This window comes from Xanthomonas sp. NCPPB 1068 (genome assembly GCF_041479385.2).
Classification (GTDB): Bacteria; Pseudomonadota; Gammaproteobacteria; order Xanthomonadales; family Xanthomonadaceae; genus Xanthomonas; species Xanthomonas cannabis.
Window position 1 is genome coordinate 2,450,409 of record NZ_CM192986.1, and the last position, 23,697, is coordinate 2,474,105.

Here is a 23,697-nt window from a genome sequence, read left to right on the forward strand (position 1 = left end):
GGCAGGGTAATCGCAGTGCGCCTGCCCGCAGCACACGCTTCTGCATGACTGCAGCAGCGCGCCACAGGGCCGACGTCAGGCTGGTTCGCAGTGTAGTGGCTGACCTGCATGCACCAGTACATGCAGGGGTGTTGCGAGTGCGTCGATGGCATTGCGACGTGCGTGGTTGCCACGGAGCGGATGATGCCTGCGCACTTGGGCACCAGCCCCCACGCTCCTATCCGCGTCTCGCGCGCTACACCGCGCCGCACGGCCGCAGTTCATGCGCCCTGGCGGCTCGCCAGCTTGTTCAAGCGGTCCAGCAGGCTCACCCAGAACGCAGCAGGCAGGTCCGCCTTTAGCGGCACGCTGTACAGCCACTCGTCGGCAAATGGCCGGCACTTCACCGCATCTTTTTCGGTCATCAGCACCGGCAGGCGACTGCCGAAGCTGAAATCTGCAGCGCGATACACATGATGGTCCGGGAACGCATGCGGCACCACGCCAATGCCGCGTGCCCGCAGCATCGCAAAGAACCGCTCCGGGTGCGCGATGCCAGCCACCGCATGCACGCGCTGCCCGGCCAGCATGCTCAAGGGTTGCGCGCGCTTGCCATCCATCGGTTGCACGCTGTCGATGCTGAGCCGCATCTGCCACTCGCCGAAACCGGAATCGTCCGGCGCCTGCGGGGCCGCGGTAGCGCTGGCCTGGCCCAGATTGACCACCCGAAAATCACAATCGCGTGCACGCGCGGCCGGTTCGCGCAGCGGCCCGGCCGGCAGCAGCCGGCCATTGCCGTAGCGGCGCTGGCCATCGACCACTTCGATCTCCACGTCGCGCGCCAGCCGGTAGTGCTGCAGACCGTCGTCGCACACGATGATGTCGCAACCAGCTTCCACCAGCGCCCTGGCGGCAGCGACGCGGTCGCTGTCCACGCGCACGCGCGCGCCGGTCTTCCAGGCGATCAGGACCGGCTCGTCGCCGCCCAGTGCCACCGGGGTATCGGCATCTACCCAGCGGGCCGTGCCTGCGTCATCGCGACCATAGCCGCGGCTGGCCACGCCGGGCGTCCAGCCGGCATCCTGCAACTTGGACACCAGGGCAATGGTCAGCGGGGTCTTGCCGGTGCCTCCAGCGGTGACATTGCCGACCACGATCACCGGCGCCGGGATGCCATGCCGCTTGCGCAAGCCACGCCGGTAGACGCTGCGCCGCAACGCAATGGCCGCGGCGTAGATCGGTGCCAGCAGGCGTGCGGCCAGCGGGATCCGGCTGTTGTCGTACCAATAACCCGGGGTGCGGGTGCCGCGCTTGCTCATGCCTGGCGTTCGCGGAACTGCATGCCGTGCAGATGCGAATACAGCCCGCCCTGCGCCAGCAATTCGCTGTGGGTGCCGCGCTCGACGATGCGGCCCTGGTCCATCACCAATACCTGGTCGGCATGTTCGATGGTGGACAGGCGGTGTGCGATCACCAGCGTGGTGCGGTCGGGCATCAGCTTGTGCAGGGCATCCTGCACCAGCCGCTCGGATTCGTTGTCCAGCGCTGCGGTGGCTTCATCCAGAATCAGGATGGGCGCATCCTTGAGCATCGCACGTGCGATCGCCAGGCGCTGCCGCTGCCCGCCCGACAGGCGACCGCCCTTCGTCCCGACATGCGACTGCAGCCCCTCGGGTAATTGCGCGACGAACTCCATCGCATTGGCGCCCAGAATCGCACGCTCCAGTTGCCCGGCATCTGCGGTGCGCATTTCGCCATAGGCCACGTTGTCGGCGATGCTGCCGTCGAACAGCATCACCTGCTGTCCGACCAGCGCGATCTGTCGACGCAGATCGGCCAGCGCGTAGGCCTGCACCGGATGTCCGTCAAGCAGGATCTGCCCTGCCTCGGCTTCGTAGAAGCGCGGGATCAGCTTGATCAGACTGGATTTGCCGCTGCCGGAGCGGCCGACGATCGCGGTGACCGTGCCGGGCTGCGCGACGAAGCTGACCTCGGCCAGCGCAGGATTCACCTGGCCGGGATAGCGCGCGGTCACATCGCGAAATTCGATCAAGCCCTTTGCGCGGCTGAGCGGCACCGTTCCCTGATCGGGCTCGTCGGGGCTGTCGAGCACCGAGAACAGGCGCTCGGCCGAAGCCAGCCCACGCTGCACCATGTTTTGCACATTGGTGAGCTGCTTGAGGCCCGGAATGATCGTGAGCATGGAGGTCATCAGCACCACGAAGTCGCCCGCGGTCAGCCGCCCGGCCAAGGCCTGTGCACCTGCCACGAACAGCAGCGCCGACAGCCCGATCGCACCGATCATCTGCACCGTGGCGGTGGAAATGCCGCGCGTGGATTCGACCTTCATCGCCAGCCGCAGATTGCGGTCGGCCAGCGCGCCGTAGCGCTCCATTTCGGTCTGTTGGGCGCCGTAGATCTTGACCTCCTGGTGGCTGGACAAGGTCTGGTCGGCGGCCTGCAACAAGTGCGCGCCGCTTTCCTGGATGCTGTGGCTGATGCGCCGATACCGGCGCGCCACCTTGTCCATCACCCAGGCCAGGACCGGCGCCAGCACCAGGATGGTCAGGGTGACCTGCCAGCTATGCCACAGCATCAGCGCCAACGCGCCGATCACCTGCAACGACTGCTGGATCATCACCTTGACCGCATCCACGGCTGCCTGCGCCACCTGGTCCGAGTCCGAGCCCAGACGGATCAACATCGACGGCACCGGCTCGGAATCGAACCGCGAACCAGGCAGGCGCAGGTATTTGGCCATCACCTTGACGCGCAGATCGCGCGCAATGCTGCGTGCGGATTTGCCCATCGCCATGTCGGTGATGTAGCCGGCCACCCCACGCACCACAAACAGCAGGATGATCTGCACCGGCAACCAGCGGCTGACCTCGGCATTCTTGTAGATGAAGGTTTCGTCGGTGATCGGCTTCATCAACGCCAGAAAGCCGGTGGTGCCTGCCGCCTCGATCAACGCGGCGATCAGTGCGGCGACCAGCAACAGCCGGTACGGCTTGGCGAAAGCCAGCAGGCGACGGTACGTGCGCCAGGACGAAACTGGCGCCGGGCGGTCGGTGGAGGTGGTCACTGGCGAGTTCCGTTAGTACGTGTCGTGCCGGCGCTGCCGGTCTGGGGCGCCGTGGCGATGGCAATGCGCCGGAAGCCGAGCTGCCCCAACGCATCCTGCGCAGTGACCACGGCCTGGTACGGCGTCCGTGCATCGGCGCGCATCAGCACCGTCTGCTCGCGGTCATCGCCGGCAATCTGGGCGATGGTCTGCTTGAGCGAATCCACATCCGAGCGCAGTACTTCCTGATCGTTGATGAAGTAATGGCCATCGGCATTGACCAGCACACTGAGCGCGCGCGGCGGCGCACCGGTGTTCTGGTCGCTGGCAGTGGGCAGCTGCAATTGCAGCGTGGAGCGTGCGTCGAAGGTCGTGGTCACCACGAAGAAGATGATGAGGACGAGGATGACGTCAATCAATGGCACCAGATCGATGTGCGGCTCGTCCTGGCTTCGGTCGCTGCCGATACGCATCCGTCAGCCCTTCGCCGTGACGGGCTTGGCGACTGCCGGCGCCGGCACTGCAGCCGGAACAACCGGTCGGCCGTCCATGGTGTCCAGCAGCAAGGTGGCCTCCTGCTCCATCTCGATGATGTAGCCGGCAATGCGCCCCTTGAAGAAGCGATGCGCCATCAATGCCGGCACCGCGATGATCATGCCGGTAGCGGTACAGACCAGCGCCTTGCCGATGCCGCCGGCGAGCTGATTCACATCGCCCACGCCGTGATCGAGGATGCCCAAGAACATCTGGATCATGCCGACCACGGTGCCCAACAGCCCCAGCAACGGCCCGGCCGAGGCAATCGTGCCCAGCGCATTCAGATAACGCTCCATGCGATGCACCACGTGGCGACCGGTGTCCTCGATCCGCTCGCGGATCAGATCACGCTGCCGGCCACGCACATCCAGCGCGGCGGCAAGCAACGCGCCCAACGGCGAGTTGCGCCGCAGCGATTCGATATGGGAGGGATCCAGCTTGCCGCGTGCGGCCCAGTTGCGGACCTCCTCACCCAGCCCGGGCGGTGTCACCTCGTTGCGGCGCAAGGTCCACAGACGTTCCAGCACGATCGCCAAGGCGACCACACCCAACAACAGCAACGGCACCATCGGCCAACCGCCCGCCTTGACCAGCTCCAACACGATGTGATTCCTCCGGCAGCGCGGCCGCCTATTCGCTCGCCGATAGGATAGCAGCCGACCGCCGCCGTTCCGCAGCATCCCACAGCCGCGGCTGCCAGCGCCGTCGCTCGCGGACCTGCAGGCCATCAGCGCCGAGCCAGACCCTGATTGCGCCGGACTCGGCCGTATCGAGCACCTCCGCGCCACTGCCCTGCCAACGCTGCACGACCTGCGCGCGCGGATGCCCGAAGCGGTTGCCGTACCCGGAGGACACCAGCGCCAACCGCGCACCGGTGGCAGCAACGAAGCCGGCATGCGACCCGTCTGCGCTGCCATGGTGCGGCACCACCACGAGGTCGGCGTGCAACGCGCCCGCCTGCGCGCGCATCAGCCGACGCTCCACCAGCACATCGATATCCCCCGGAAGCAGAGCGCTGACGTGTGGCGTCTGCACCAGCAGCACGCAGCTGGATTGATTGCGCAAATACGGGAAATCGGCATCTGGATGCAGGAAGCGAAAGCGCACGCCATCCCACTCCCAGCGCTGCCCCGCATGACAGCGCGCACTGACATCCAGCGGTGCGCCGGGTGGCGCCAACGTGGCAGCGACCGGCAACCCTGCGCGCACCGCGGCATAGCCGCCGGCATGATCGGCATCGGCATGACTGAGCACGAGTGCGTCCAGCCGGCGCACCCCGAGCGCGCGCAAGGCCGGCAGGACCACGCGCTCGCCGGCATCGAATCCGTCGCGCACCGCCGGGCCGGTGTCCAACAGCAGTGCATGCTGTTGCGTGCGCACCAGCACCGCCAGCCCCTGCCCCACATCCATCACCTGCACGTCGGCTTCGCCGGCGCCGGGCATGGCGCGATCCGGCCAGAGCAGCGGCAGCCACAACAGGGCCGCCATGGTCTTGCCCGGCGTGCCGCGCGGCAGCAACAGCCAGAGCGCGCCCAGCAGCGCGGCGATCAGCGCGATCGCATCGGATTCGGGCACCCACCACAAGGCCACCGTGGTCTGCCCCAGCCAGACAAAGCCCGGCCAGGTCAGCTCGAAACACCACCCCGCCAACTGCCACGCCCAGCCCCCCGCTCCGACGTACAGTGCATCCAGTGCGGTGCCGATCAGGCATAGCGGAACAACCACGAAGGTCCACCACGGAATCGCGACCAGGTTGGCAAACGGGCCCACCAGCGAGGCTTGCCCGAACAAGCTGACCGTCAGCGGCAGCAGACCCACCGTGGCAACGGTCTGTGCGGAAAGAAAGCCGCGCAGGATGGCGCGGTCGTCGGCCGGCAGGCACCAAACCAGCCAGGCAACGCCGGCGAAACTGAGCCAGAAGCCTGCCACCAGCACGCTCAACGGGTCCCAGGCCACTACCGCGAGCAAGGCGAGTGCAAGCATCTGCGCCGTTGTGGCGCGTCGACGCGCCAGGCGCGCCACGGCAACGACCGCGATCATCAACACGGTGCGGACCGTCGGCAAGGCCAGCCCGGCCAGCACCGCGTAGGCGGTCGCACCGGTCAGCGCAGCGATTGCTGCGGCGTGGATGCGTGGAATCACGATGCCCAGGCCCGGCCGCCATCGCCACACACCAGCGATTGCCAATGCAAAGAAGGCAGCCACCAGGCCGACATGGAAGCCTGAGATTGCGATCAGATGACTGAGCCCGGTCGCGCGCAAGGTTGCCCATGCGGCATCGTCCAGCCCACGCGTATCGCCCAGTGCCAGGGCGCGCAGATACGGCGCCGAAGGCCCGGGCACCTGCTCGGCAATTCGTTGCGACATGCGGTCGCGCCAGGCGTCCACACCGTGCGGCGCGACGACCTGGCGCGCGCCGTCGGGGTCGCGCACATAGCCGGTCGCGGCGATGCGCTGCGCCATGGCCTGGCGTTCGGCATCGAACCCACCGGGGTTACGCAAGCCGCGTGGCGCTCGCAGCTTGAGGCGCAGCTGCCAGTGCGCTCCGGCGCGCAGGGCCACGCGCGGGCCGATCCGGTCGGTGCCGAAGGCGTCGTACCAGGCCAGCTGCAACAGCTTGCCGCGCAATGCCGGCGGCTGCGTCCGATCGGCGTCGACGCGCAGCTGGAAGCGTGTCCGGCGTTGCTCGGCCACTGGCAGGCCGATGATCCGCCCCTGTACCGCGCGTTCGCGCGCTTCGTCACCTGGCAGCAGCTGCGACTGCAGCACGGTGGTGGCGTGCCAGCCGGTGAGTCCAAACCCCAGCGACACCGTTGCAAGCCCCAGCATCCAGGCGCCGTGGCGCGGCCACCGCCACAGGCCGATGCCGATGATCAGCACGCCTGCGAGCAGGCACCCAATGTAGAGCGCGCGCGGCAGCACTGCGGGCGACCACGCGCAGCCAACGACACCCAGCAGCATGGCAGCTGCAACAGGTACCGCCGAGGCAAACCGCGGCGGTGGCGGCGCTTGTGCTGACACATCCATGTCGCTGGTCCAGCTCCTGAAGGTTCAGGCCGAGAGCACGAGCCTAGACCACGGCCCGGACCGGCCATAGCGGCGATCTGCGCCGTGTCAGGTAGGAAAAAGCGGAGCGTGACGAACACACACTGCGCGGGCGCGAGAGTGCGGTGGGCGTTGCACCTTGCAGCGGTCGTCCCGGCCGACATGCCTGCACTGCGCAGCGGCACGCCGAGCAACGGAGCCGACGAGCGAGCTCGATCGAACGCAGTGAGCACGACAGCGCGGCATCCGCTTCCGTCTACGCCATCGAGGCATCACCGTGCCGATCAGCAGGATCGCTGCGTGACGCACGACGCCAGTGCAGCCTGCCAGCTGGCGCCACCCCCAATTCGCCTCGATTTCATGAGCGAAGCGCTATGTTCGACGCTGTTTCCGAGGAGTTCCCCCACATGCGTAAAGGCATTGCATTGATTGTCGGCGTGACCGGCATTTCCGGTTACAACCTCGCCAACGTTCTGGTTGCCGATGGATGGACCGTTTACGGCCTCGCACGTCGCCCACTGCCGCAGGATGGCGTCATTCCCGTCGCAGCCGACCTGCTCGACGCGGATAGCACGGCCAAGGCCTTGCGTGGCCTGCCGATTACCCACGTATTTTTCTGCACCTGGACGCGTCGCGACACCGAGCGCGAGAACGTCGAAGCCAACGGCGCAATGATGCGTCACCTCTGCGATGCGCTGAGCGCTGCGCCGCTGCAGCACATGGCCCTGGTCACCGGCACCAAGCATTATCTGGGTGCGTTCGAAAATTACGGCAGCGGCAAGGCCGAAACGCCGTTCCGCGAGAGCGAACCACGCCAGCCGGGCGAGAATTTCTATTACACCCTCGAAGACCTGCTGTTCGCGCACGCCGAGCGCCATGGCTTCGGGTGGAGCGTGCATCGTTCGCACACCATGATCGGCATGGCCAATGGCAGCAATGCGATGAACATGGGCGTGACGCTGGCGGTCTATGCATCGCTGTGCAAGCACACCGGCCAGCCCTTCGTATTCCCGGGCTCGCAGGCGCAGTGGAACAGCCTCACCGATCTGACCGATGCCGGGCTGCTCGGGCGTCAGCTGGCCTGGGCAGGCCTGAGCCCGGCCGCACGCAACCAGGCCTTCAATACCGTCAATGGCGATGTATTCCGCTGGCGCTGGATGTGGGGCGAGATCGCCGCGTTCTTCGAACTCGACGCCGCGCCCTGCCCGGACACACCACAGCCGTTGGAAGCGCGCCTGACCGAGGCGGCCCCTGCGCTCTGGGCCGAACTGGCGGCAAAGCACGACCTGGTGGAAGCGGACGTCAATCGCCTGGCCTCGTGGTGGCATACCGATGCGGACCTGGGCCGCGAGATCGAGTGCGTCAACGACATGACCAAGAGCCGCGAGCTGGGCTTTGTAGATTTCTACGACAGCCGCGCCTCGTTCTTCGAGCTGTTTACCCGGTTGCGGGCGCTGCGCATCATCCCCTGATCGATGGCGTTGCATCGCTGCGGGTCGGCCTTCGACCCGCAGCAGTACACGATCTGCCGCATCACGGTCGGCAGGCTCGCAACGGTAACGTGGGGTACTTCTTTCGTTGCGCCGAGCGCCGTGTACCGTTTTCGTTCGCGGAGCGCCCACACAGCGTTCGTCACGCAGAGCGCAACGCAGTCATTCGCATCTCAGGGCGGATCGGGTAAGCGCCGCCGCATACTCACTTGCGATACCACAATGATCCGCAGACATCGTGCAGGTGACTTCTGCCCATTAGTGGAGGGCAACGCAATCGCCCTCCCGATGCAGCGCTGCCGAACCGGCGACAGCGCCTCGGTGACTGACTACACCGCCGACGGCGCCAATTCGCGCAGCCTGCCTTGATGCAGCTCCAGCACGCGGTCCAGACGCCGCGCCAGGCTGCGGTCGTGCGTCACCAGCACCAGGCTGGTGCGCTGCGCGCGGTTGAGTTCCAGCATCAGCTCGAACACCGTGCCGGCGGTCTTGTCGTCGAGATTGCCGGTGGGTTCGTCGCCCAGCACGCAGCCGGGCTTGTTGACCAGGGCGCGCGCCACTGCGCAACGTTGACGCTCGCCGCCCGACAGCTCGCTGGGCTTGTGTTCGATGCGATGCCCGAGCCCGACCGATTCCAGCAACTGCAGCGCCTGCGCCCTGGCAACCGGCACGTCCTGGCCCGACAGCAGCACCGGCATCATCACGTTCTCCAGTGCGGTGAATTCCGGCAGCAGGTGATGGAACTGATACACGAAACCGAGCGCCTGGTTGCGTAGCTTGCCGCGCTGGCCATCGGACAGCGCCGACATGCGCTCGCCCGCCACGTACACCTCGCCCGAGGTAGGAATATCCAGCCCGCCGAGCAGGTGCAGCAAGGTGCTCTTGCCGGCACCGGACGCGCCGACGATGGCCACGGTCTCGCCGGTGGCCACCGCCAGATCCAGGCCGTCGAAGACCGGCGTGCGCATCTTGCCTTCGGCGTAGGTCTTGGCCAGACCCTCGGCCCGAATCACTGCCTCTGCCTGGTTTGGCTTTTGCACGACCGATTCCCGATTCCCGAATCCCGAATCCCGGATCTCATTCATAACGCAGCGCCTCCGCCGGCTGGGTGCGTGAGGCGCGCCACGCCGGATACAGGGTCGCCAGGAAACTCATCACCAATGCCACCACGGTGATCACCACCACATCCTGGGTCTGCATGTCGGTGGGCAGGCCGGTGATGTAATAGACGTCTTCCGGCAGCAGCTTGACGCTGAAGATCGTTTCGATCACACCAAGGATGCGCTCGAGATTGAGCGTCAGCACGATGCCGCCGATCACACCCATGATCGTGCCCATGAAACCGATCAACGACCCCTGCACCATGAACACCTGCATCACCCCGCCGGGCGACAGGCCCAGTGTGCGCAGGATGGCGATGTCGGCCTGCTTGTCGGTCACCAGCATCACCTGCGACGACACCAGGTTGAAGGCGCCCATCGCCACGATCAACGACAGCAGGATGCCCATCACGGTCTTTTCCATCTTCAGCGAGTGATAGAGATTGGCGTTTTCCTGCGTCCAGTCGCTCACCCGGTACGGGCCGTGCAGTTTCACCGCCAGATCGCGCGCCACCGGCCAGGCCTGATCCATGTCGTGCAGTTTCAGGCGCACGCCGGTCACGCCGTCCATGCGCAAGACGCGCGCCAGATCCTGCATGTTGACCACTGCCAGTCCGCGATCGATTTCGTTGTAACCGGCCTCGAAGATTCCACTGACGGTAAAGCGCTTGAGCCGCGGCATGGCGCCCAACGGGGTGGCTTGGGTATCGCTGAGCAGCACGACGATGCCGTCTCCCACGTCCACGCCCAGCCACAGGGCCAGTTCCTTGCCGATGACGATGTTGTAGGAACCGGGCGTCAGGCTGTCCACCGAGCCCTGCTGCATCTTCTTGGCCAGCACCGACACCTTGGCCTCTTCCGACGGGACGACGCCACGCACGATGGCCGGCTGCTTGCGCGGGCCCTGCAGCAACGATTCGGTTTCGATGTAGGGGGCCGCGCCAGCGATACGCGGGTCGGCCATGGCGACCTCGACCGCATGCTGCCAATCGCGCATGGGCGCGCCGTCGGCACTGACGGTGGCATGCGCGGCCATCTGCAACAGACGGTCGCGGATCTCTTTCTGGAAACCGCTCATCACCGCCAGCGTGGTGATCAGCACGGTGACGCCCAGGGCGATGCCCAGGATCGATGCCATCGAGATAAACGAGATGAAGCCATTGCGCCGCTTGGCGCGCAGGTAGCGCAAGCCGATGGCAACCGGGATAGGTTTGAACATGCGGTTCAACCAGGAAAGGGACGCTATGGTGCCACTAGCGACCGCCGGGACGAAATGGCGTGTGCGTGAGCGGCCAGACGCAGTTCACGTCGTTGCGTCGCCGGCAGGGTGTCAGGCCAGAAATGCAGGCGTTCGCGGCGTGCATCGGCACGTGCCCACGACACCACCGCGATCGGCCCACGCCACGCAACCTGCAGGTCCTGCACGGCTTGGCCGTCGATGCTGGCGGGCAGCTCGCCCCACGGGATCAGCACCTGCCGCGCAGGCAAGCGCAACAACGCACGAAGCGAGCGCGCGGCAGATACCGGCACCCAGGCAGACAGCAACGCCGCCAGCCATAGCGGCGCCCCGCTACGCCACACCGCGCACAGCGCCAGCACGGCCAGTGCGCTCACTGCGCAGACAAGCCCGCGCGAAGGCCGCCACTCAAGCCGGCAAGGCGCGGATATCGGCGATGAGGGCGGCATTGGCGGCATCGGGGCAGGCCTCGTATCCCATGAACCAGCGCCACAACTTATCGTCTTCGCAATCCAGCAGCTGTAGGAAAACCGCGCGCTCGGACTCGGAAGCCTGCGCCCAGCGTTGATCCAGATAACGCCCGAACAGTTGGTCCAGTTCGCGCATGCCACGCCGGCAACGCCAGCGCAGCTTTTTCAGCAAGGTTTGCTCGTCCATTTCATCTCCCTATCGCCTGGCCAGAGGCGAAAACGACAGCGGCACCTGACCCAAGGGCCGGTGCCGCTGCGAACCACATCCCGCCAGGCGGGACCGCGCTGCCAGCAATCAGGCGCGACGCGCCATCATCAGCTTCTTGATTTCCGCAATGGCCAGTGCCGGATTCAGGCCCTTCGGGCAGGTCCGTGCGCAGTTCATGATGGTGTGGCAGCGATACAGCTTGAACGGGTCTTCCAGATCGTCCAGGCGCGCACCGGTGTCTTCGTCGCGCGAATCGATGATCCAGCGGTAGGCCTGCAACAGGATGGCCGGGCCCAGGTAACGCTCGCCGTTCCACCAGTAGCTCGGGCAGCTGGTCGAGCAGCACGCGCACAGGATGCACTCGTACAGGCCGTCGAGCTTCTTGCGATCTTCCGGCGACTGCAGGCGCTCGCGATCCGGCGGCGGCGGGGTCTGGGTGCGGATCCAGGGCTTGATCGAGGCGTACTGCGCATAGAAATGCGTCAGGTCCGGCACCAGATCCTTGATCACGCTCATGTGCGGCAACGGATAGATCGGCACTTCCGACTTGCCGCAGGCCGCAATCGCCTTGGTGCAGGCCAGCGTATTGGTGCCGTCGACGTTCATCGCGCACGAGCCGCAGATACCTTCGCGGCACGAACGACGGAACGCCAGGGTCGGGTCGATCTCGTTCTTGATCTTGATCAGCGCGTCCAGCACCATCGGGCCGCACTTGTCGAGATCGATCTCGTAGCTGTCGGTACGCGGGTTGGCGTCGCCATCGGGATCCCAGCGGTAGACCTTGAAGGTGCGCGTGTTCTTGGCGCCCTGTGCAGGGTAATGCTTGCCCTTGCCGATCTTTGAATTCTTGGGGAGGGTGAACTCTGCCATAGCTGCTCTCGTTGGCTCAGGCGATGCGCGGTGCGAACGACAACCGCACCGTACGCATGAAAGTGAAAACGGTGGATGCCACCATCGAATCGATGGCGCAGCGGCCGGCCGGTTGCCGGCGCTGCGCCTGCGTCCTGCGACGACCCCGTTGCTGCACGATGGCGCCGCTCTGCCGGAACACACCGGCAGGCACCTTCGACGCAGACGTGGCGTGTCGCAGACGCATCAATCAGTACACGCGCGGCTTCGGGGGGACCACGTCCACATCCTTGCTCAGCGTGTACATGTGCACCGGGCGATACTCGAATTCGCATTTGCCCTTGTCGTCGACGGTCACCAGCGTGTGCTTCTGCCAGTTGACGTCGTCGCGGTCCGGGAAGTCCTCGTGCGAGTGCGCGCCACGGCTTTCCTTGCGTTGCTCGGCCGAATTGATCGTCGCCACTGCATTGAGCAGCAGGTTGTTCAATTCGTAGGTCTCGATCAGGTCCGAGTTCCAGACCAGCGAGCGGTCCGACACCTTGACGTCTTCGAAGGAAGCGAAGATCTCGGCCATCTTGTCCACGCCTTCCTTCAGCGTCTTGCTGGTACGGAACACGGCCGCGTCCGACTGCATGGTGCGCTGCATGTTGTCGCGGATTACCGAGGTCGGCGTGGAGCCGTTGGCATAGCGCAGCTTGTCGAGTAGGCCCAGCGCCTTGTCGCAGGCATCGGACGGCAGCGGCTTGTGCGGCTGGTTGGTCTTGACCGTTTCGGCGCAACGGTTGGCCACCGCACGACCGAACACCACCAGGTCCAGCAAGGAGTTGGAGCCCAGGCGGTTTGCGCCATGCACCGACACGCAGGCCGCTTCGCCGATGGCGTACAGGCCGGGCACCACCGCATCCGGGTTGTCGCCCTGCTTGCGCACGACTTCGCCGTAATAGTTGGTCGGGATGCCACCCATGTTGTAGTGCACGGTCGGCAGCACGGGAATCGGCTGCTTGGCCACGTCCACACCGGCAAAGATGTGCGCGCTCTCGGCGATACCGGGCAGCTTGTCGTTGATCACTTCCGGGCCGAGGTGGGTCAGGTCGAGCAGGATGTGGTCCTTGTGCTCACCCACGCCACGGCCTTCGCGGATCTCCACCGTCATCGAGCGCGATACCACGTCGCGCGAGGCCAGATCCTTGTAGTGCGGTGCATAGCGCTCCATGAAGCGCTCGCCATTGCTGTTACGCAGAATGCCGCCTTCGCCGCGCACGCCCTCGGTGATCAGGCAGCCCGCACCATAAATGCCGGTGGGATGGAACTGCACGAACTCCATGTCCTGCACCGGCAGGCCGGCACGCATCACCAGGCCGCCGCCGTCACCGGTACAGGTATGCGCGGAGGTGGCGCTGAAATAGGCACGGCCGTAACCGCCGGTGGCCAGCACCACGCCATGAGCGCGGAACAGGTGCAACGTGCCATCGGCCATGTCCAGCGCAAGCACGCCGCGGCAGACGCCTTCTTCGTCGAAGATCAGGTCGAGTGCGAAATACTCGATCATGAAGCGCGCGTTGTGCGCCAGCGACTGCTGGTACAGCGTGTGCAACATGGCGTGGCCGGTACGGTCGGCTGCGGCGCAGGTGCGCTGCGCGGACGGGCCTTCGCCGTACTTGGTGGTCATGCCGCCGAACGGACGCTGGTAGATCTTGCCCTCTTCGGTGCGCGAGAACGGCACACCGTAGTGCTCCAGCTCGATGATGGCCGGGATCGCCTCGCGACACATGTACTCGATCGCGTCCTGGTCGCCCAGCCAATCGGAGCCCTTGATGGTGTCGTAGAAGTGATAGCGCCAGTCGTCCTCGCCCATGTTGCCGAGCGCCGCGGAAATACCGCCCTGCGCGGCAACGGTATGCGAACGGGTCGGGAAGACCTTGGTCAGGCAGACGGTCTGCAAGCCCTTCTGGGCCAGACCGAACGTGGCGCGCAGGCCGGCACCGCCGGCGCCTACCACGACCATGTCGTACTTGTGTTCTGTGATCTTGTAAGCGGACATCGAATTATGGATTCCTGTTTGGTCGCTGGCGACTCAGCTGATGCCCAGCGCGATACGCGCCACGGCAAACACGCTGACGATGGCGCCCAGCACGGCGACGAAGCGCACGATGGTCTGCGCCGCAAGCGCGAGCAGCGAGTTGTGCACGTAATCTTCCAGCACCACCTGCATGCCCAGTTGCGCATGCCAGAACGAGGCGATCAGGAAGCCGACCAGCAGAATCGCGTTCCACGGCTTGGCAACGGCGGCGCTGGCGGTCGCATGGTCGGCGCCGACCAGGCTCAGCACGAAGATCAGGAACCAGATCGACAACGGCACCAGAGCGGTGGCGGTCAGGCGCTGGACGACGAAATGCTCGGTACCGGTCTTGGCGGCCCCCAGGCCTCGCACGTTTTTGAGCGGGGTACGGTAGCGGCTCATGCGGCACCTCCAGACAACAGGACGTAAGCCCAGATCGCGGCGGTGAGCACCAGGCTCAGCACCACCGACAGCCAGCCCAGGCTGACGAACGAGCGCACGGCGTAGCCCTGGCCGAAGTCCTGCAGGATGTGGCGCAACCCACCGAACAGGTGGAAGGCAAAGCTCCAGGTCCAGCCGAACAGGAACACCTGTCCGTACCAGGCGGCAGCATGTTCGCGCAGGCAATTCCAGTGGTCGGGGCCAAGCATCAATGTGAGCAAGGCGGCGGCAAGTCCCAAGGCGCCGACCGACAGAACGATGCCGGTGGCTCGATTGAGAATCGAGGTCACCATCTGGATCTGCCAGCGGTACACCTGGAGATGCGGGGAAAGAGGACGTTCGCGGATCGCCATTCGCTGGGCTCGTTATCTCGGCTGGGCGGCACTAGGCCGCTGTGGCTAAAAGCTGCTCAAAAATCGATGCAGCGTCCATTTTTTTCCCAGTCGCCGTAGCGCGTTGGCTCAGGGCCGTCGCGCCCACCGATCTCTTTGGGCAGTGGCTTCTTCTCGGGAATGTGCTCCTGAGGGGAAGGCTGCGTCTCGGAATCCTGCGATGGCGTGGGGGTTGGATGGCCTATCATAGTGGTCTCACAACATTGCGATTTTAGTCCTCCCCTTCCGTGGCTGACAACCTGAATCTTATTCCGCAGGGTTTTGGCTCCCTGCACGACATGCAATACGTCCGATTGGCCGGCGCGGATGCAGTGGCGTTTGCGCATGCCCAATTTGCCAATGACGTCCAGGCGCTGGCGATCGGGCAGTGGCAATGGAATGCGTGGTTGACGGCGAAGGGGCGCGTGGTTGCCATCTTCGCACTCCTGCGTGAGGACGACGCGCAATTGCTGATGCTGTTGCCGGACGGCAATGCAGCCGAGATCGCCGCGCAGCTCGGCCGTTTCGTGTTCCGGCGCAAGCTGACAATCAACGCCATCAAGCTATCGGCGTATGGCGGCTTCGAGCCGGCGCAACGCGCGCACGGTGCACACGCCGATATCGGAACGCTGCATATCGCGCTGGACATGGGCACAGCCGGGCGGCCGCGCACGCTGCTGCTTGCGCAGGACACGGCATTGGCCGCGCCGATGGAAGTGCTGAGCATCGACGCGCGATGGCGCCAGGAAGATCTGCAACTGGGGCTGGTTCGCCTGCCGCAGGCCCAGCGCGAACAGTGGACGCCGCAACAACTTGCGCTGGACCGTCTGCACGCTTTCAGCGTCAAGAAGGGCTGCTACCCCGGCCAGGAAATCGTGGCGCGCACGCACTTTCTGGGCAAGGCCAAGCGTGCGTTGCAGTTGCTGGAGATCGAAGGCAAGGCCGAAGCCGGCGACAGTGTCGTGCTCGACGGCACCGCCATCGGGACAGTGGTCAGTGTCGCCGAACCACTTGCGCTGGCCGTGCTTCCGCTGGATCTGACCCTGGGCGATGACGCCGTGCTGCAGGCAGGCGCGCACCGCGCGCGCCCGCTCGCCCTCCTTCCCGGCCTGGAGCGTTAGGCCGGTTCCAGCCGCTGCCCGGTCGCCGGGTCGAAGAAATGCAGCGCATCACTGCGCAAGGCCAGGCGCAGCGGCTGCCCGACCGCAGGCAGGGCCTGCGGCGTCACACGGATCACCAGCGGCTGGCCGCCGCGGTCCAGGTTGAGGAAGATCTCGTTGCCTACCGGCTCGATCACTTCCACCCGTGCCTCGAAGCCCAGCCGTGCGTCTTCGGACGGTTGCAGGTGCTCGGGGCGCACGCCGACGATCACGTCCTGACCGAACCAGCGACGATCAACCCGGGCAGCGCCCAACGGCACCCGCCAGCCGTCGGCCAGCACCAGGTGCAGGCCATCCTGCTCGTCCAGACGCCCCTGCAGCACATTCATTGCCGGGCTGCCCAGAAAGCCGGCCACGAACAGATTGGCCGGGCGGTCGTACAGCGCCATCGGGCTGTCGATCTGCTGGATCACGCCGTCCTTGAGCACCACGATGCGTTGGCCGAGCGTCATTGCCTCGACCTGGTCGTGGGTGACATAGATCATGGTGGTGCCGAGCTTGCGATGCAGCTGCGCGATCTCGGTGCGCACGCTGTGGCGCAGCTTGGCGTCCAGGTTGGACAGCGGCTCATCGAGCAGGAACACCGAGGATTCGCGCACCATCGCCCGGCCCAGTGCCACGCGCTGGCGCTGGCCGCCGGACATGGCCTTGGGCAGCTTGTCCAGCATCGGGGTCAGGCCCAGCAGCTCGGCCGCATTGTTGACGCGCTCGGCGATGACCTGCTTCGGATGGCCGCGCAGCTTGAGCCCGAAGGCCAGATTCTCGGCCACGGTCATGTGCGGATACAGCGCATAGCTCTGGAACACCATGGCGATGTCGCGGTCTTTCGGCGCCACGTCGTTGACCACGCGCTCGCCGATCTTGAGCGTGCCGGCGCTGATGTCCTCGAGCCCGGCGATCATGCGCAGCAAGGTCGACTTGCCGCAGCCGGACGGCCCGACCAGCACCATCAACTCGCCATCGGCGACCTCGAAGCTTGCGCCCTGCACCGCCACCTGGCCGTTTTCATAGACCTTGCGGACACCTTCCAACTGCACTTTCGCCATCGTTCGGCCTCGACTGTGTATGCGCCCTGCCCTCGGCCCTCCCGACGGCAATGACGACCGACCCGTTTGCGCGAAATCTCTGTGCAAACGAATGCATTGGTTTATTCTGACATGTAATCGTTTTCACATGGCAACATCGATCTCGGGAGGGACCATGCCGCTACCGACGCACGCCGCAGTTTCCAGCGGCGTCACCAGTGACTCGCCACCCGGCATTCCGCCACGCAGGTGCAGGTATGCCGCCGGGGCGCTAACCCCTCACGGCCCGTTGCTGCAACAATCGGGGGCTGGGCGTCAGCGTCCATCCCCCGCTGCGCGCACGCAAGTGTCGCTCAGGAACAGACGTACCGACCGCCGGCTGTCCGGCGCCTTTCCGCCAAGCCGCTGATAACGATGTCTCCAGAATCTGAAACTCGGTCCATGCACAACACCCTGATCCTGTTCGGCGCCACCGGCGATCTCGCCCAGCGCTATCTCTTCCCCTCCCTGCTGCGCTTGTTCGTCGACGGTCTGTTGCCGGAGGACTTCCGCATCCGTGCGCTGGCATTGTCGCCGCACGACACCGAGGCCTTCCGCGAGGTGCTGCGGCCGCGCCTGACCGAGGCGCTGCCGATCGCCACGCCCGAGCAGATCCAGACATTGCTGCAGCGGGTGGACTACCGCTCGGTGGATCTGCGCGATGCCGAGTCGGTGGCCAATGCCGTGCGCGAGCTGGCCAACCGCCAGTGCGTCAGCTACCTGGCGATCCCGCCGGGGCTGTACATCAGCACCTGCCAGGGCCTTGCCCTGGGTGGCGCGCTGGCGGCACCGCACCGGCTGATGCTGGAAAAACCGATCGGCCACGATTCGGACAGCGCCCGCGAGATCCTGCAGTCGATCGGCGCGCTGATCGACGAAGACCGCGTGTTCCGTCTCGACCATTACCTGGGCAAGGCGGCGGTGCAGAACCTGATCGCGCTGCGCTTCGGCAACACGCTGCTCGAAGCGGTGTGGAACCGCACCTACATCGAGTCGGTGCAGATCCTGGTCGCCGAAAGCGAAGGCGTGGACGGGCGCGACGCGTATTACGCGCGCTCCGGCGCCCTGCGCGACATGGTCCAGAGCCATATCCTGCAGCTGCTGTGCCTGGTGGCGATGGAGCCGCCGGCCTCGCTGGAAGCCGACCGCATCCGCGACGAGAAGGTCAAGGTGCTGCGGGCGCTGCGCCCGATGACCGCCGACCACGCCGCGCACGACAGCGTGCGCGGCCGCTACACCGCCGGCACCATCAACGGCCAACCGGCGCAGGCCTATCACCCGCCGGAAGGCAGCGACGTGGAAACCTTCGTCGCGGTGACTGCGCATATCGACAACTGGCGCTGGGCCGGGGTGCCGTTCCACCTGTGCACCGGCAAGCGCCTGGCCGAGCGCTCCACCCGGATCGTGGTGACGCTCAAGCCGGTCACGCATTGGCTGTTCGAGCGCCCGGACCGCCAGAACGCGGTGCCCAACCGCCTGACCTTCCAGCTGCAGCCGCAGGAAAACATCGAACTCGGCCTGATGAGCAGCCTGGCCGGCCCGGAATGGGGCGCCATCGAACTGCAGCCGCTGGAACTGGAACTGTCGGTGCCAACCGGCCTGCACCGCCGCATCGCTTACGAGCGGCTGTTCGTGGACGCCTTCAACGGCAACCCGGCCCTGTTCGTGCGCGATGACGAGGTCAAGGCCGCCTGGGCCTGGATCGACAGCGTCAGCGATGCCTGGAAGGACGCAGCCCTGCCGTTGCAGCCCTACCCGGCTGGCAGCTGGGGCCCCGACGCCGCTACCCCGTTCCTGCCTCCGGCTACCGACGCACAGGGAAACAACGCATGACCGCTCCTTCCAAGCCGGTGCTGGTTGCCGATATCGGCGGCACCAACGCGCGCTTCGCGCTGGCCGATGTCGACGCCTCGGTACCGCTGCTGGATGACACCTCGCGCGAATTTGCGGTGGTGGAGTTCGCTTCGCTTGGCGAAGCCGCGCGTTACTACCTCGACCAGATCGGCGTGCAGGCCACCCAGGGCGTATTCGCCGTGGCCGGCCGCGTCGATGGCGACGAAGCCCGCATCACCAATCATCCGTGGGTGATCTCGCGCACGCGCACCGCCAGCATGCTGGGTTTCAGCACGCTGCACCTGATCAACGACTTCGCTGCCCAGGCCATGGCGATCAGCCTGTTGCGGCCACAGGACGTGGTGCAGGTCGGCGGCGCCAGCTGGCGGCCGGCGCCGATCGATCAGCCGCGCAACTACGGCGTGATCGGCCCTGGCACCGGCCTGGGCGTGGGTGGTCTGATCATCCGCAACGGGCGCTGTTTTCCGCTGGAAACCGAAGGTGGCCATGTCAGCTTCCCGCCGGGCACGCCCGAGGAAATCCGCGTGCTGGAGATCCTCTCCGAGCAGTTCGGCCGGGTCTCCAACGAGCGCCTGATCTGCGGGCCGGGGCTGGTCAACATCCATCGCGCCCTGAGCGAGATCGCCGGGATCGACCCGGGCCCGCTGGAGCCCAAGGACATCACCGCACGCGCAGCCGCTGGCGACCCGCGTTCGGCGCGCACCATCGACCTGTTCTGCGCCATCTTCGGTGCGATCGCCGGCGACATGGTGCTGATGCAGGGCGCCTGGGACGGCGTGTTCCTCACCGGCGGGCTGGTGCCCAAGGTGCTGGATTCGCTGCAGCACTCCGGCTTCCGCCAGCGTTTCGAACACAAGGGGCGGTTCTCCGCCATCATGTCGCGGGTGCCGTCGCTGGCGGTCATGCATCCGCATGCCGGCCTGCTTGGCGCCGCCGCGTATGCGGTGGACGCGCAACGCCAGCACCCCGGGGAGCAGCGATGAACCTGCAGGACAACCCGCGCATCACCCTGGTGCGTTACGAAGACCCGGCCGAGTGGACCGAGGCGGTGGCCAGCGAAATGGCCGACCTGCTCGAGCAGGAGATTTCGCGGCGTGGCCAGGCGCGCATGCTGCTCTCGGGCGGTACGACGCCGGCGCCGGTGTACGAATCCCTCGCCCACCGCCCGCTGGACTGGTCGCGGGTGGAGGTGGGCCTGGTCGACGAGCGCTGGCTCTCGCCGCAGGACCAGGACAGCAACGCCTGGCTGGTCAATCACAGCTTCCTGACCCACGCACCGGCGGCCACCTTCATCCCGCTGGTGCGCCCCGGCAAGCAGTTGCCCGAGTGCGTGCACACCGCCAACCTGCAGGCCACCCATGCCGAGCCGGCCTGTCTGGCGGTGCTGGGCATGGGCGGCGACGGACACACCGCTTCGCTGTTCCCAGGCTCCACCGACCTGCCCAAGGCGCTCGCCAGCCCGCAGCCGTACGCCTCGCTGGATGCGACCGGCTGCCCGGGCGCGAACCAGTGGCCGTTGCGCATCACCCTCACGCCTGCCGGTCTGTCCGCGATCCCGACCCGCCTGCTGCTGTTGCGCGGCAAGCAGAAGCTGGATGTGCTGCAGGCCGCACTGGCAGGCGAGGACGTCGGCGAGTACCCGATCCGCGTGGCGCTGCAGCAGCCTGGCCCGCGCTTGCGGGTGCATTGGTGTCAGTGATGCGCGTCCCCTCGCAGGAAGCGATCTTGTGCGAATCCTTCGCAACAGCCGATCTCGTGCGAGTCCTTCGCAACAGCCGATCTCGTGCGAGTCCTTCGCAACAGCCCGCACATCCATGTGCGGGAAATTAAAAGCGCATTTCCTTTCCCGTTTCTCATAGCCGGTAGCCAATGAGCCTGCATCCGAACATCCAAGCTGTCACCGACCGTATCCGCAAGCGCAGCGCGCCGTCGCGCGCGGCGTATCTGGCCGGTCTCGATGCCGCCCTGCGCGAGGGACCGTTCCGTAGCCGTTTGAGCTGCGGCAATCTTGCCCATGGCTTTGCTGCGTCCGAGCCGACCGACAAGTCGCGCCTGCGCGGTGCGGCCACCCCCAATCTGGGCATCATCACCGCCTATAACGACATGCTGTCGGCGCATCAGCCGTTCGAGCATTATCCGCAGCTGATCCGCGACACGGCGCGTTCGCTCGGCGCCACCGCGCAGGTCGCCGGTGGCGTACCGGCCATGTGCGACGGCGTGACCCAGGGCCGCGCCGGCATGGAACTGTCGCTGTTCTCGCGCGACAACATTGCCCAGGCTGCCGCGATCGGCCTGAGTCACGACATGTTCGACAGCGTGGTGTACCTGGGCGTATGCGACAAGATCGTGCCGGGGCTGTTGATCGGCGCGCTGGCATTTGGGCACCTGCCGGCGATCTTCATGCCGGCCGGCCCGATGACGCCGGGCATCCCGAACAAGCAGAAGGCCGAAGTGCGCGAGCGCTATGCCGCCGGCGAAGCCACCCGCGCCGAACTGCTGGAAGCGGAATCTTCGTCGTACCACTCGCCCGGCACCTGCACCTTCTACGGCACCGCCAATTCCAATCAGGTGTTGCTGGAGGCGATGGGCGTGCAGTTGCCCGGCGCCTCGTTCGTCAACCCGGAATTACCGCTGCGCGACGCGTTGACCCGCGAGGGCACCGCACGTGCGTTGGCGATCTCCGCGTTGGGCCAGGATTTCCGCCCGTTCGGCCGCCTGATCGACGAGCGTGCCATCGTCAACGCGGTGGTCGCGCTGATGGCCACCGGCGGCTCGACCAACCACACCATCCACTGGATCGCGGTGGCACGTGCGGCCGGCATCGTGCTGACCTGGGACGACATGGATCTGATTTCGCAGACCGTGCCGCTGCTGACCCGCGTCTATCCGAACGGGGAGGCCGACGTGAACCGCTTCCAGGCCGCGGGCGGCACCGCGTTCGTGTTCCGCGAGCTGATGGACGCCGGCTACATGCACGACGACCTGCCCACCGTGGTCGACGGCGGCATGCGCGCCTACGTCAACGAGCCACGCCTGCAGGACGGCAAGGTCACCTATGTTCCGGGTACCGCGACCACCGCCGACGACAGCGTGGCGCGCCCGGTCAGCGATGCCTTCGAAGCGCAGGGCGGGCTGCGGCTGCTGCGCGGCAACCTGGGGCGGTCGCTGATCAAGCTGTCGGCGGTCAAGCCGCAGCATCGCAAGATCGAAGCGCCGGCGGTGGTGATCGACACGCCGCAGGTGCTCAACAAGCTGCATGCCGCCGGCGTGCTGCCGCACGATTTCGTGGTGGTGCTGCGCTACCAGGGCCCGCGCGCGAACGGCATGCCCGAGCTGCATTCGATGGCGCCGTTGCTGGGCCTGTTGCAGAACCAGGGCCGCCGCGTGGCCTTGGTGACCGATGGCCGCCTTTCCGGCGCGTCGGGCAAATTCCCGGCGGCGATCCATCTCACCCCCGAGGCGGCGCGCGGCGGCCCGATCGGACGCGTCCGCGAAGGCGACATCGTACGTCTGGACGGCGAAGCCGGCATCCTGGAAGTGCTGGTCTCGGCCGAAGAATGGGCATCGCGCGAGGTGGCGCCGAACACCGCCGTGGCGGGCAACGACCTGGGCCGCAACCTGTTTGCGATCAACCGGCAGGTCGTCGGCCCGGCCGACCAAGGCGCGATCTCCATTTCCTGCGGCCCGACCCATCCGGACGGTGCGCTGTGGAGCTACGACGCCGAATACGAACTCGGAGCCGATGCGGCCGCGGCGGCTGCACCGCACGAGTCCAAGGACGCCTGACCCCTTACCCTCTGCGCGGCCGCCCCGGCGGCCGCCGTCTAATGGAGTTGCAATGACGATTGCCCAGACCCAGAACACCGCCGAACAGCTGCTGCGCGACGCCGGCATCCTGCCGGTGGTCACTGTCGACACGCTGGACCAGGCACGCCGCGTCGCCGATGCGCTGCTGGAAGGCGGCCTGCCCGCGATCGAGCTGACCCTGCGCACGCCGGTGGCGATCGACGCGCTGGCGATGCTCAAGCGCGAGCTGCCGAACATCGTGATCGGCGCCGGCACCGTGCTCAGCGAACTGCAGTTGCGTCAGTCGGTGGATGCCGGCGCCGACTTCCTGGTGACCCCGGGCACGCCCACACCGCTGGCGCGCCTGCTGGCCGATGCGCCGATTCCGGCCGTACCTGGCGCAGCGACGCCGACCGAGCTGCTGACCCTGATGGGCCTCGGCTTCCGGGTGTGCAAGCTGTTCCCGGCCACCGCCGTGGGCGGTCTGCAGATGCTCAAGGGCCTGGCCGGTCCGTTGTCCGAGCTCAAGCTTTGCCCCACCGGCGGCATCAGCGAAGCCAACGCGGCCGAGTTTCTATCGCAGCCCAACGTGCTGTGCATCGGTGGTTCGTGGATGGTGCCCAAGGACTGGCTGGCACAGGGCCAGTGGGACAAGGTTAAGGAAAGCTCGACCAAGGCCGCGGCGATCGTGCGCCAGGTGCGTGCGGGCTGAGTGCTGGGTGCCCTATCCAGCAAGCTGGATGGTCCAAGGCACTGCATCAACTCATCCACACTGCCGTACTTAGCCGCCAGAGCCGCCTCCTTGGCGATCCCGGCTCGATTGGCTGGCTTCGTCAGGCGCGGTTGGAAGCTGGTCAACCAGCGCCTCGGCGTTGATTGACTGGCGTTATTGCAAAGCACGTGCTCGGGAACGCTGTGGTCGAGTTCTCGATGCACAGGCCGAACGCGGCTGCACCACCGTTTTCGCTGCTCAACACCATGGC

At 66.3% G+C, this 23,697-nt stretch carries 22 protein-coding genes and 1 pseudogene; 7 read left to right on the top strand and 16 right to left on the bottom strand.

From position 1 onward, the window contains the following. Positions 1-260: 260 nt before the first annotated feature. The 5 genes and pseudogenes from lpxK to ACCQ12_RS10440 all read right to left on the bottom strand — a co-directional run. Positions 261-1,298, bottom strand: a complete 1,038-nt coding sequence (gene lpxK / locus ACCQ12_RS10420; protein ID WP_372381668.1) for a tetraacyldisaccharide 4'-kinase — start codon at positions 1,296-1,298, stop codon at positions 261-263. Next, the gene (gene msbA, locus ACCQ12_RS10425) at positions 1,295-3,064 is read right to left on the bottom strand and encodes a lipid A export permease/ATP-binding protein MsbA (RefSeq protein WP_166751051.1); all 1,770 of its coding nucleotides are present in this window, start codon (positions 3,062-3,064) and stop codon (positions 1,295-1,297) included. Before msbA ends, lpxK begins: the two co-directional genes overlap by 4 nt. After that, a complete protein-coding gene (locus ACCQ12_RS10430) occupies positions 3,061-3,516 on the bottom strand; it encodes an ExbD/TolR family protein (RefSeq protein ID WP_104580689.1) in 456 nt (151 codons plus the stop codon). The genes msbA and ACCQ12_RS10430 overlap by 4 nt, the downstream gene beginning before the upstream one ends. Before the next feature lie 3 nt (positions 3,517-3,519). Next, on the bottom strand, positions 3,520-4,182 hold the full coding sequence (locus ACCQ12_RS10435) for a MotA/TolQ/ExbB proton channel family protein (RefSeq protein WP_372381669.1): 663 nt from the start codon (positions 4,180-4,182) through the stop codon (positions 3,520-3,522). Then, positions 4,076-6,607, bottom strand: a pseudogene (locus tag ACCQ12_RS10440) (DNA internalization-related competence protein ComEC/Rec2); the annotation flags it as partial. The gene ACCQ12_RS10435 and the pseudogene ACCQ12_RS10440, both read right to left, overlap by 107 nt. 425 nt (positions 6,608-7,032) lie before the next feature. Here ACCQ12_RS10440 and ACCQ12_RS10445 point away from each other — a divergent pair. Next, positions 7,033-8,097, top strand: a complete 1,065-nt coding sequence (locus ACCQ12_RS10445; RefSeq protein ID WP_372381670.1) for an SDR family oxidoreductase — start codon at positions 7,033-7,035, stop codon at positions 8,095-8,097. Positions 8,098-8,444: 347 nt separating this feature from the next. Here the strand turns inward: ACCQ12_RS10445 and lolD are convergent, their stop codons facing one another. The 10 genes from lolD to ACCQ12_RS10495 form a co-directional block, all read right to left on the bottom strand. Beyond that, positions 8,445-9,155, bottom strand: a complete 711-nt coding sequence (lolD, locus tag ACCQ12_RS10450; protein ID WP_484606996.1) for a lipoprotein-releasing ABC transporter ATP-binding protein LolD — start codon at positions 9,153-9,155, stop codon at positions 8,445-8,447. A 37-nt stretch (positions 9,156-9,192) separates the two neighbouring features. Continuing rightward, positions 9,193-10,434 (bottom strand): lipoprotein-releasing ABC transporter permease subunit, encoded by a 1,242-nt coding sequence (locus tag ACCQ12_RS10455; protein ID WP_039565431.1) that lies wholly within the window; start codon positions 10,432-10,434, stop codon positions 9,193-9,195. 23 nt (positions 10,435-10,457) lie between these two features. Beyond that, on the bottom strand, positions 10,458-10,910 hold the full coding sequence (locus ACCQ12_RS10460) for a YgfX family protein (protein WP_372381671.1): 453 nt from the start codon (positions 10,908-10,910) through the stop codon (positions 10,458-10,460). After that, positions 10,861-11,109, bottom strand: a complete 249-nt coding sequence (locus ACCQ12_RS10465) for an FAD assembly factor SdhE (RefSeq protein ID WP_047694862.1) — start codon at positions 11,107-11,109, stop codon at positions 10,861-10,863. Before ACCQ12_RS10465 ends, ACCQ12_RS10460 begins: the two co-directional genes overlap by 50 nt. 108 nt (positions 11,110-11,217) lie before the next feature. Further along, the gene (locus ACCQ12_RS10470) at positions 11,218-12,000 is read right to left on the bottom strand and encodes a succinate dehydrogenase iron-sulfur subunit (RefSeq protein ID WP_372381672.1); all 783 of its coding nucleotides are present in this window, start codon (positions 11,998-12,000) and stop codon (positions 11,218-11,220) included. Between the two features lie 16 nt (positions 12,001-12,016). Next, positions 12,017-12,226, bottom strand: a complete 210-nt coding sequence (locus ACCQ12_RS10475) for a hypothetical protein (protein ID WP_166751057.1) — start codon at positions 12,224-12,226, stop codon at positions 12,017-12,019. A 3-nt stretch (positions 12,227-12,229) separates the two neighbouring features. Continuing rightward, a complete protein-coding gene (sdhA, locus tag ACCQ12_RS10480) occupies positions 12,230-14,020 on the bottom strand; it encodes a succinate dehydrogenase flavoprotein subunit (RefSeq protein ID WP_372381673.1) in 1,791 nt (596 codons plus the stop codon). Between the two features lie 33 nt (positions 14,021-14,053). Continuing rightward, entirely contained in the window at positions 14,054-14,440 is a 387-nt protein-coding gene (gene sdhD / locus ACCQ12_RS10485) for a succinate dehydrogenase, hydrophobic membrane anchor protein (protein WP_039409052.1), read from the bottom strand. Continuing rightward, on the bottom strand, positions 14,437-14,832 hold the full coding sequence (gene sdhC / locus ACCQ12_RS10490; RefSeq protein ID WP_372381674.1) for a succinate dehydrogenase, cytochrome b556 subunit: 396 nt from the start codon (positions 14,830-14,832) through the stop codon (positions 14,437-14,439). The genes sdhD and sdhC overlap by 4 nt, the downstream gene beginning before the upstream one ends. A gap of 56 nt (positions 14,833-14,888) precedes the next feature. Continuing rightward, complete coding sequence (locus tag ACCQ12_RS10495) at positions 14,889-15,197, bottom strand: DUF1674 domain-containing protein (protein WP_338063804.1); 309 nt, start codon at positions 15,195-15,197, stop codon at positions 14,889-14,891. Between ACCQ12_RS10495 and ygfZ the strand changes: the two genes are divergently transcribed. Further along, entirely contained in the window at positions 15,099-15,971 is an 873-nt protein-coding gene (ygfZ, locus tag ACCQ12_RS10500; protein ID WP_372381675.1) for a CAF17-like 4Fe-4S cluster assembly/insertion protein YgfZ, read from the top strand. The two genes, ACCQ12_RS10495 and ygfZ, sit on opposite strands and share 99 nt — an antisense overlap. Here ygfZ and ACCQ12_RS10505 read toward each other — a convergent pair. After that, positions 15,968-17,056 (bottom strand): ABC transporter ATP-binding protein, encoded by a 1,089-nt coding sequence (locus ACCQ12_RS10505; protein WP_179455885.1) that lies wholly within the window; start codon positions 17,054-17,056, stop codon positions 15,968-15,970. The two genes, ygfZ and ACCQ12_RS10505, sit on opposite strands and share 4 nt — an antisense overlap. 420 nt (positions 17,057-17,476) lie before the next feature. Between ACCQ12_RS10505 and zwf the strand changes: the two genes are divergently transcribed. The 5 genes from zwf to ACCQ12_RS10530 all read left to right on the top strand — a co-directional run bounded on the left by zwf (position 17,477) and on the right by ACCQ12_RS10530 (position 23,426). Next, positions 17,477-18,907 (top strand): glucose-6-phosphate dehydrogenase, encoded by a 1,431-nt coding sequence (gene zwf, locus ACCQ12_RS10510; RefSeq protein WP_104580695.1) that lies wholly within the window; start codon positions 17,477-17,479, stop codon positions 18,905-18,907. Beyond that, positions 18,904-19,911, top strand: a complete 1,008-nt coding sequence (glk, locus tag ACCQ12_RS10515; protein WP_046964087.1) for a glucokinase — start codon at positions 18,904-18,906, stop codon at positions 19,909-19,911. Before zwf ends, glk begins: the two co-directional genes overlap by 4 nt. Next, positions 19,908-20,627, top strand: coding sequence for a 6-phosphogluconolactonase (pgl, locus tag ACCQ12_RS10520; RefSeq protein WP_039409036.1), 720 nt, complete (start codon positions 19,908-19,910; stop codon positions 20,625-20,627). The genes glk and pgl overlap by 4 nt, the downstream gene beginning before the upstream one ends. A gap of 170 nt (positions 20,628-20,797) precedes the next feature. Beyond that, positions 20,798-22,714 carry a phosphogluconate dehydratase gene (edd, locus tag ACCQ12_RS10525; protein ID WP_184370782.1) on the top strand — a complete coding sequence of 639 codons (1,917 nt, stop codon included), beginning with the start codon at positions 20,798-20,800 and terminating at the stop codon, positions 22,712-22,714. A 52-nt stretch (positions 22,715-22,766) separates the two neighbouring features. Then, positions 22,767-23,426 carry a bifunctional 4-hydroxy-2-oxoglutarate aldolase/2-dehydro-3-deoxy-phosphogluconate aldolase gene (locus tag ACCQ12_RS10530; RefSeq protein WP_372381676.1) on the top strand — a complete coding sequence of 220 codons (660 nt, stop codon included), beginning with the start codon at positions 22,767-22,769 and terminating at the stop codon, positions 23,424-23,426. The last annotated feature ends 271 nt before the right edge of the window (positions 23,427-23,697 follow it).